We start from the raw sequence: 9300 nt of genomic DNA, 5'->3' as shown, positions 1-9300 counted from the left end.
CCGGTGGGACTGATGTGACCGTTGCAGCTACATCCTGCAGGGCGGTGTGCTGGATCAGCATCATCCAAGGACAATTAGATCGTGGATTGGCGGGTGAGCACCGGGAGCAATCGCAGCAGGATCCGGGCCGAGCCGTCGGCGGTCTCGTGGACGAACCGGTTGAAATCCAGGCCGGAATCGCTGCCGGCAAGGTCGGAGAGCGCACGGATGACCAGCCACGGGATACCGAAGGATTCGCAGACCTGAGCCAACGCGCCACCCTCCATTTCGATTGCGTGGCCGCCGAATTCGTGGTGCAGCCGGCTGCGGGTGCGCTCACAGTGCAGGTATTGATCACCGGTCAGAACGGTGCCGAAGGTGATTCGCGGCGGCCGGCCGTGGCCACCCGCTCCGATCGACAGAGACGGCAGGGTGAACCCGTCCAGACGGGCCCGCACGCGCTCGATCAGCCCGGGGTCGGCCCGATAGCCAAGCTGCTCGGTCGGTTTGATGAACGGTATGTGTCCGGGCTGGTAGGGCTGCAGCTGCTCGTCCTCCACCAGGCCGAAATCGTGCTGGACCACCCTTTCGGCGATGACGACGTCGCCGATCTGCAGCTGCGCATCCAGCCCGCCGGCGACACCGGTGAAAACGATCGTGCGGCAACGGAATCGGTCGGCGAGCAACGTCGCGACCAGACTTGTGTTGACTTTGCCCATGCCGGCTGCGGCCAAGACCACCGGGTGGTCGTCGAGCGCGCCCACGTCGAAGCTGGCCTGGGCGATCTGGTGGCGTTCGGGCCCCGACATCAAACCCAGCAGGTAGGACAACTCCTGCGGGATCGCGCAGATAATCCCGATCGTCACGGCGAGCCGCTCGACCGCAACCCGGTCACCGATCACCCGAGGTCATCATGCGGGAACCGCGACGGAACCGCACGAGGTACCCGGGCAGTCGGCGCACCGGCACCGGCTTGGGCCAGTCGTCGGCCCGGAAGTATGCGTCGGAGCCGCCATCGACGAACACCACACTGCCGCAAAGGAAGTCGGCGGAGTCCGACAGCAGGAAGCAAATCCAGTCGGCCATGTGCGCGACGTCGCCGAATCCACCGATGGGAATAGGGAACGACCGAACGGCTTTGGCTTGCGTCGGGTCCGACAGCTGCTCCTGCAGTAACGGTGTCATGATGGCCCCGGGCGCAAGGGCATTCAGCCGTATACCCGAACCGGCCCAGTCCGGCAGCACGGCATGGCGCCGAACCCAGCGACTCACCGCGATTTTCGACGCCGCGTACATGATCGAAGGCGCCCCTCTGCCGAACAACCTCACTGACCGCAGCGCCCCGTCGGCGTCATTCTCCAGCAGTGCTCGCACGGTTCGCCGGGGAACCGCTGGAACCGTCGTCGTTGAGTTGCTTCCGATCACGACCACCTTCGCACGGTCGACGGCGGCCAATGCGGGCCGCCACGCGTGCAACAACTCGACCACGCCCAGGTAGTTGACCTGCGCGATCCGCCGCAGCCGGTCCCGCCCCGGGCCTGGCCCCAAGCCCGCAGCCAGCACGGCACCGTCGAGCCTGCCGCCCGATGTCACCCAGACTCCGTCGGCGGCCTGCGCGCGTCCCTGTGGTGTCGACAAGTCGGCGACGACGTCGGCGTCTTTGAGGTCGACGCCGATCACCGTGTGGCCGTGATCCCGGAGCCGCGCCGCGGCCGCGCGGCCCATCCCGGATGCCGCTCCGGTGATTGCGTAGGTGCCCATTGCGATCTCCGATCCTGCTCGGGCGGCGCCGTCAGGCCGTCATGGCTGCGCGTTCCAGGTCGAGCAACTGCTCGCCGTGCCGTTCTTCCTCATATGCCTGGCGGCCGCCGCGCAGCCCGAACAACCGCTTCGAGATCAACAGGTACAGCACCGCAGCCATATTGATGGTGAAGGTCACCAACCGGGTCATGGTGATGCCCTTGGTCAGGTCATGGATCTCCAACGGCAGGAACAGCGAAGTGGCCACCACCGCAAAATATTCGCCCCAGCGCTTCAGCAGCCATAGGCCCACGCCCTCGACCACCTGCAAGACCGCGTAGGCGGCCAGCATGAACGTGATCAGCGCCAGCGTGGATGGTTTTGCGGCCAGCGCCTTCTCCAGTTCATGTATCGCCGACATTTGATCGACCTTGAACCCGGCCGCGCGAAAGACCGGCAGATCACGATCGAGGGTGGCTTGAATGGCTCCGCGTGCCCCGCGAAACTCCCACACCGCCCACGCGGCCAGACCGAGCACCATGGCCCGGAACAGCCGTTCGACCGCGAGCACCCGGATGATGATGGCCTGACGTAACGCCTTGCCCCGCATGATCAGTGGTGCATCTTCGGGATGTCCTCGTCCATGCGGCTCACCGAGGGTGAAGTCGCCGCAGCGAAGACAGCGCCATACGTCACCGAGCTTGGTCGTGGCGCTCAGCCGGTCCGCCAGTGCCTCGTCGTCGGGTGCATAGGTGGCGTGCCCGCTGACCGCACACGCAATGAGCTCCCACCGGTTCACGCCACGATTTTCACGCTTGGCCACGAGCCGATCATTCAGTGCGGGTGGCGAGCCGCGCAAGACGGCACGCACACCTGCGCCAGTTCCGGTCAGAACCGCGACGAGCTGCGCGGACGCTGGGCGTCCGGACTCACCGCGCCGAGGAGTCCGGCCAGTTCGCCGACACCGATCTCGTCGAGACGCCCGACGGCAGCGATGATGTCGGCGCGCAACCCCTGGTGGCAAAACGGTTCGGTGAGCCAGTGGAATTTGTCCACGACCCGGTCCCATGACAGCGGCCGTGTCGGTGACCCCTCGTAATCGGTTTGCCTACAGGTCAATTCGCGCCCATCCCGGGTTGTCACCTGCACACGGACCGCGGTTCGTCGCGGATACTCAGCAGTCAGTTCAGCTGCGGGCCTGACGTCGACGCGGGCCACCAATTCCTGAACGTCGGCGCACCGAACGCGCTCGGTCTCGAGCTGTCGAGGACCCACTGCCCCGTCGAGCATGGCCACCGCACTCAGGTACTTGAGGTTGTAGTCAGCCTGTTCTTTGGTCCATGGATGATCCTTGTCTCCGTAGGTCCCCCCGCCGGCAATGTCATAGGCACCCTGAAAGACCTCGAGTGTGATTGCGGCGACCTCCGCGCCGTACAGGTTGTGCTGATCGCGCAGCGCCAATACCGCGTCGATGACGGCCTGGCCGTGGATGAGCGAACAGTACTGCTTGAGGTAGGTCTGTTCGACGGAATTCAAGCCGCGATCCTCGGTCCGGAAATCGATTGGCTGGCCGAAAAGTTGTGCCAAGCCGTTAGGTCCTTCGAACAATGACTTGGGCCCGGTGATCCCGCGAGCCGCCAGCATGGTCGCATATACCGCACGCATGCCGGTGATGGCGGGCGAGATGCCTTTCCAGTTCGACACCGGCTCGGCGTGAACAGCGGCCAGCGAGACGTTGTCGGCCGACGATGCGGCGATTGCGTCCGCCGTCCCACCAACGTCCAGCCCGAGCAGCTTGGCCGAGCCGGCCGCGACTGATATCGCCAGTTGCAGCGCGTGGTTGAGGCCGCGCGCCATGACGGGAACCTGGGCACTGAACCGGCATTGGACCTCATACGCGACAGCCAAGGCCAGCAGGAAGTCGGCACCGCTCGCATTGACGTGCTCAGCGACGGCGAGGATCGCGCCGAGGTTGTCGGCGGGGTGGCATAGTCCCCCAACCGTCAGGTAGGTGTCCAGCAGATCTAGGTATCGCACCAGCACCGCATTGAAGAACGCGGCCTGGTCGACTGGGGCTCGTCCACCACCGACGAGTGTCGCTGTCGGACGGCCACTGAAGGCTTCGGTGTGAGCGCGGATCGCGGGGATGATTTCGCCGTCCAGCGCACCCACCGCGCAAGCGATGCTGTCGAGTACGTTGCGCTTGAGCATCAACCGTGAACTGCCGGTCAGGTCGGCCAATTCAGCGTCGACGACGAATCCGGCGAGTTGGTCCACAACGTAGTTGTCTGCCATCGGCTTTCCTTGCGCGGGGACTCGGCGCTGGCGAAGTGGGCGCAACCCGGCCTCACCTCGGGTCGGGGGCGGGGCCAGCTTCAGGCCAGCTTCACGTGGAAAAGCTTGGCATAGAAGTCCGGCACCGAGTTGTGTGCCCTGCGATGTGCGCGACCAGTCCGGCAAGGTGTATAGCAGTATCGCATTGGGTGGCCGCGGCCCAAGCGCGGCCTTCTCGTACAGATGGGCGCTGGTGGGCGTTGTTCGCTGTGGGTGAACATGTGAAATCGGTTGGTGGGCGGGCACTTTCTGACGGGGTTTTGTCGGAGGCCGCCGATAGGTTGAGTGCTATGGAGTGGCAGGCGATCACGGCGGCGTTCGACGGGTTGGATGCGGCGCTGGATGTGGTGGCGGGGCTGAACTTCGATGCGCTGAGCACCGCGCGGTGGTTGGCGCTGCTGCAGCGCTGCGAGCAGGTGCGCCGACGCATCCCGGTGCCCGAGCATCAGCTGATCAACCACCTGGCCCGCCAACCTAGCATCGCAGGGCCGGGCGGCAAGCTCACGCATGCGATCGCCGAGTGGACGTTGACCAGCCGGGCCGCGGCCAGCCGGCGCATTAATGTGGCCGCCGATCTGGGGCCGCGGCGCGGATTGACCGGTGAGCCGATCGCCCCGGCGCTGGCCGCCACCGCCGGCACTCAACGCGACGCCAAACTCGGTGTCGAACACATCGCGGTGATCCGCCGGTTCTGCCGGCAACCGCGAGCGCCAGCCGACCCGGCGGGTATGCGCCAATCCACATCGCCATATCCAGACGCCGACTTATCCAGACGTAGGGCGCAACCTGGTGCTAAACAGGGTTCGTGCATCGTTTTGCTCGGCATCCACTTCGCGCTCAGCGCGCATTCTTCGATGTCGGACAGCGAGCGGTAGCGGCGGACGACATCGGCGTGGGGAAGCCGTCGTGACCTACGGAATGGTGCTCGGCAGGTTCTTGCCGCCCCATGCCGGCCACGTTTATCTCTGCGAGTTCGCGCACCGATGGGTGGAGGATCTGACGATCGTCATCTCGGTACGGGCCCGAGATCCGATATCGGACAGCCGACGCTTGGCGTGGATGCGTGAGCTGTTCCCCTTCGATCGCGTGATTCGTCTTTCCATGGAGAACATGCAGCATCAGTCGGAGCAGCCGCCGTCCTGGGCAATGTGGAAGGAGGGGCTGGAGGAAGTCCTTCCGGCGCGTCCCGACTTCGTCTTTGCGTCCGAGCCCTACGGCGCGGACTTCGCCCGAATTCTCGGAGCACGTTTCGTGTCAGTCGATCAGGCGCGCGCAGTCGTCCCGGTCAGTGGCACGCGCATCCGCGCGGACCCGTTTGCGCACTGGCAGCACATCCCACGCTGCGTGCGGCCCGACTTCGTGAAACGGGTCAGCATCCTCAGCGCCGATCCCCGCGAGGCGAGCGCCCTCGCCAGGGCGCTCGCGGAAAAGCTCGGGACGAAATGGGTTCCCGAATGGTCGAGCGCGCCAAGGGATTTGAACGAAGACTCGGCAGCGGGATCGGATTGGACCGACCTCGTTCGCGGACAGATCGCTTCGGAGGAAGCCTTGGCGCGCGACGCCGACCGAGTGCTGATCTGTGCCACCGATCCGCTGGCGACCACCGTGTGGGCCGAGTTGGCGTTGCGAAACTGCCCCCGGAACGTCCGCGAATTGGCCGGTCGCCCTTATGATCTCACCCTCCTCATGACGCCCGATTCGTGCCCGGAGACGGCCGGCGTGGCGTATCCGCTCGAGGCGGGCGTCGACTTCGTCGACCGCTGCGAGCGTGCGCTGCGCGCGGCGGGACGACCATTCCTCGTCATCAACGGCGGCTGGGAAGAGCGAACTGCCACGGCCCTACGTGCCGTCGAGAAACTGACACCTTCCCACCGCGCGTGGGAATTACGGTGATACGGCGCCCGGGCGGGCGGCAGCCCGGTCTGTCCTCGCACCCCGCGAGCCGAGCCCAACGCAGCAATGCGGACAAGCTCGACGCCAGGCTGTGGTGGATAGCAGGAGTGTGCGTCCTGGGCTCATTCATGAACTTCTTGGACACCACCGTTGTCACCGTCGCACAACGCACGTTCGTCAGCACCTTCGGCTCGACCCAAGCCGTCGCTTCCTGGACGATCACCGGTTACACGCTCGCGTTGGCCGCCGTGATCCCGCTAACTGGTTGGGCAGCCGACCGATTCGGCACAAAACGAATCTTCATCGGTTCGGTTGTCGCCTTCACACTGGGCTCACTGCTGTGCGCGGTAGCGCCAAACATCACCTTGCTGATCGTCTCTCGAGTGCTGCAGGGCTTCGGCGGTGGCATCCTCACGACGCTGACCCTCACGATCGTGAACCGCGAGGCGGGTCCCAACCGGGTAGGCCGCGTGATGGCCGTGTTGGGAATCCCGATTGTGCTCGCGCCGGCATTTGGGCCTGTCCTGGGTGGTTGGCTTATCGACAGCTACAGCTGGCAGTGGATCTTCTGGATCAACCTACCGGTCGGTGTGGCCGCAATCGGCCTCGCCGCAATCGTGCTGCCCAACGACGACCCTGCTCCGTCGCAGACCCTCGACGTCATCGGGATGCTGCTGCTGTCACCGGGCCTGCCGGTGCTGCTGTACGGCATGTCCGGAATCCCAAGCCGCGGCACGGTGACCGACAGGCACGTGTGGATACCCCTGGCCGCCGGTACGGCGTTGATCGTCGGGTTCGTGTTTCATGCCCTCTACCGGTCGGAGAAGCCCCTGATCGATCTGCGCCTATTGACCAACCGAGCGTTCACGCTCACCAACGTCGCCATGTTCTTCTACATCGTCTCCACGTTCGGCGCCGGGGTACTGTTTCCCAGCTACTTCCAGCAGCTGCTGAACCAGACACCGTTGCAAGCCGGGATGAGCGTGGTCCCCCGAGGAATCGGTGCCGCGGTGAGTATGCCGTTGGCGGGAACGTTGATGGACCGACGCGGCGCTCGCGGGGTGCTTCTCATCGGGATCACGCTGAACGTCGCGGGCATGGGTGTCTTCGCTTACGGCGTTGCCCACCAACGCGAGTCCATGCCGCTGCTTCTAGCCGGTCTGACAATGTTGGGGCTCGGCATGGGCTCCACCCGGATGCCGCTGGTCGCGGTGACAATGCAGACGCTGGCCCCAGATCAGATGGCCAGGGGTTCCACGATGGTCAAGGTCAATCAGCAAGTGGCAGCCGCAGTGGGGACCGCGCTCCTATCGGTGATCCTGACCAGCCAGCTCCACCAACCGGTGATGTCGCAACAGCCTTCCCCGCGCGAACTTTCGCAGGCCTACAGCTCAGCACTGGTGGTGGCGGTAGTACTGGTGGGATTGACTTTCATACCGCTGGCATTCCTGTACCAGAAGCCGAAAGCCATGGAGCCGAGGCACCCTGAACGACGCGAGCCCGGTTGCGCCGCGCAGCACCGCGGGCAGTCAGCTACCGGTATTCACTGAGTACTCACCCTGAGGCGACTGGTACAACTCGCCCGATCTGCCGACGCACCCTCGAGATCACGGCGCGTCGAAATTGTGCAGGGTCTGATTCGTCCCCTCGCTCACCGTGACATAGCCGTCCCCGTCCGGGTGGAAGGCGATCGCCTCACCCTGGGATTCGTTCGGAACCGCCGGGCCCATAACCGGCTGCCGGCTGAACGGTGACCAGGCGCTGCTGTTCGGGTCCCGATTCCACAGCAGCACATCGCGATAGGTGCGGACGGCCAATTCCGAACCGTCGGGTGAAAAGTCGGCGCTGGTGACCAGTTTCGAGTTGGTGTGCGACAAGTCCAAAGTTGCGACTTGTTGCAGTGTCGTATCACCGGAACTTCCCCACGCAGTTGCCGGCGCCGAATACACACGTGAAACGTTGGCACTGCTCTTCTCGATGACCATCAGGTTGCCCGAACGCGGATCGACGGCCAGTGACTCGGAGTTGACCTTTTCGCCATTGGGATAGACAAGTCGAAGTTGGTCGACCCCCGTCAACGTGGTGTTGGTGGGATTGGTCGCCGTGCCGGTCACCGTCGGCTCGGGGACGCGGTAGATGACGACGTCGCTGCGCGACAATCCGTTGTCGCCGATGTCGCCGGCATAGATATAGGACTTGCCGTCGGCCGCGGTGGCGACCTCGATGTCTTCCCAGTCGACAGCTTTCGCACCACCAAGTGTGTAGCTGCCCAAGGTTTGGCCGGTCTTTGTGTCAACGGCGAAGATTCGCGCCGAGTCTCCCGAATCATTGTGCACCCAAACGACATTCGTATTCTTGATGCCGGCGTCGACGCCCGATATCTCCGCGAGGGCACTGTCGGTGATGGTTCCCCCGTTCGACGAGACGAGGTCGCCGGAACGGGCCGCGTCGACCACGTTCTGTCCGGGATCAACCGGCCTCCCGGGATCCGACGGGCCGCCCGGATTGCCGGGCGTATTGACCTGGGTACCGGGTAGCCCGGTGGAACCGGCATGGCCGGCAAGTCGTCCGCCGGCGCCGCCGGCTCCGCCCGGACCCGGGTCGACACCCGAACCGCCCATGCCGCCGTTGCCGCCGTCGCCGATCAGCTGCGCGGGGCCACCGACACCACCGGCGCCGGCCGTGCCGCCCGGCACACCGGCCCCGCCGGTGCCGCCGGCGCCGCCATTGCCGATCAAACCGGCGCTACCGCCGTTGCCTCCGGCCTCACCGGGCCCGCCCGATCCGCCGTCGCCGCCATTGCCGTACAGCAACCCGCCAGGCCCGCCGTCGTGCCCGGTGCCGGGCGCCCCGTTGGCGCCGTCACCGATCAGTGGACGGCCCAACAGGTTCTGCGCGGACGAGTTGATCAAGTTGAACGCCGCCTGCGCCAGCGGATTGGCATTGGCCGATTCGGCGGCCGCATACGATGCCGCAGTCGAGGTCAACGACTCGACGAACTGCTGATGGAATGCGCTGACCTGCGCGCTCAGCGCCTGATATTCCCGGGCATACCCGGCGAACAGCGACGCCACCGCAGCCGAGACCTCATCCGCTGCGGCTGCCGGTATTGCGGTGGTTGGCAGCGCTACCGCCGTGCTCGCGGAATTCAGCGCCGCGCCCATGGTTGCCAATTCGGTTGCCGCGGACGACAACAGCTGTGGAACCGCCACCACGTACGACATCGCCGTTCCTCCACCAAGCTATATAATCAATCGCTTGATAGTATCGCTATCCAGTCGTTTGCGGTGTCGCTATCAACCAGATAATCAATCGGTTGATAGTATGTCGTCCCGCCGTTCCCGGGGAGCCATG

General features: G+C 65.1%; 7 protein-coding genes and 1 pseudogene. 3 read left to right on the top strand and 5 right to left on the bottom strand.

Annotated features, from left to right (window positions below; all coding sequences use genetic code 11):
• Positions 1 to 74 precede the first annotated feature (74 nt).
• The 4 genes from BST40_RS19835 to BST40_RS19820 form a co-directional block, all read right to left on the bottom strand.
• Complete coding sequence (locus tag BST40_RS19835) at positions 75 to 845, bottom strand: 5'-methylthioadenosine/adenosylhomocysteine nucleosidase (protein WP_075546008.1); 771 nt, start codon at positions 843 to 845, stop codon at positions 75 to 77.
• A 25-nt stretch (positions 846 to 870) separates the two neighbouring features.
• On the bottom strand, positions 871 to 1740 hold the full coding sequence (locus tag BST40_RS19830) for an SDR family oxidoreductase (protein ID WP_075545995.1): 870 nt from the start codon (positions 1738 to 1740) through the stop codon (positions 871 to 873).
• Positions 1741 to 1771: 31 nt separating this feature from the next.
• The gene (locus BST40_RS19825) at positions 1772 to 2542 is read right to left on the bottom strand and encodes a DUF2127 domain-containing protein (protein WP_075546007.1); all 771 of its coding nucleotides are present in this window, start codon (positions 2540 to 2542) and stop codon (positions 1772 to 1774) included.
• A 65-nt stretch (positions 2543 to 2607) separates the two neighbouring features.
• Positions 2608 to 3996 (bottom strand): MmgE/PrpD family protein, encoded by a 1389-nt coding sequence (locus tag BST40_RS19820; protein WP_082275292.1) that lies wholly within the window; start codon positions 3994 to 3996, stop codon positions 2608 to 2610.
• Between the two features lie 347 nt (positions 3997 to 4343).
• Here BST40_RS19820 and BST40_RS19815 point away from each other — a divergent pair.
• The 3 genes and pseudogenes from BST40_RS19815 to BST40_RS19805 form a co-directional block, all read left to right on the top strand.
• Positions 4344 to 4754, top strand: a pseudogene (locus BST40_RS19815) (DUF222 domain-containing protein); the annotation flags it as partial.
• 205 nt (positions 4755 to 4959) lie between these two features.
• Positions 4960 to 5946 (top strand): AAA family ATPase, encoded by a 987-nt coding sequence (locus tag BST40_RS19810; protein WP_075545992.1) that lies wholly within the window; start codon positions 4960 to 4962, stop codon positions 5944 to 5946.
• On the top strand, positions 5946 to 7496 hold the full coding sequence (locus BST40_RS19805) for a DHA2 family efflux MFS transporter permease subunit (RefSeq protein WP_183154947.1): 1551 nt from the start codon (positions 5946 to 5948) through the stop codon (positions 7494 to 7496). The genes BST40_RS19810 and BST40_RS19805 overlap by 1 nt, the downstream gene beginning before the upstream one ends.
• Before the next feature lie 57 nt (positions 7497 to 7553).
• Here BST40_RS19805 and BST40_RS19800 read toward each other — a convergent pair whose 3' ends face one another.
• On the bottom strand, positions 7554 to 9170 hold the full coding sequence (locus BST40_RS19800; protein WP_075545991.1) for a PE family protein: 1617 nt from the start codon (positions 9168 to 9170) through the stop codon (positions 7554 to 7556).
• Between the last annotated feature and the right edge of the window lie 130 nt (positions 9171 to 9300).

This window comes from Mycobacterium persicum (assembly GCF_002086675.1).
GTDB classification, from domain to species: domain Bacteria; phylum Actinomycetota; class Actinomycetes; order Mycobacteriales; family Mycobacteriaceae; genus Mycobacterium; species Mycobacterium persicum.
This window is presented reverse-complemented; position numbering and strand designations above follow the sequence as displayed.

Coding starts and splice junctions, on each gene's coding strand:
- BST40_RS19830 (WP_075545995.1), bottom strand. CDS start 1,740: ATGGGCACCTACGCAATCACCGGAGCGGCATCCGGGATGGGCCGCGCG.
- BST40_RS19800 (WP_075545991.1), bottom strand. CDS start 9,170: ATGTCGTACGTGGTGGCGGTTCCACAGCTGTTGTCGTCCGCGGCAACC.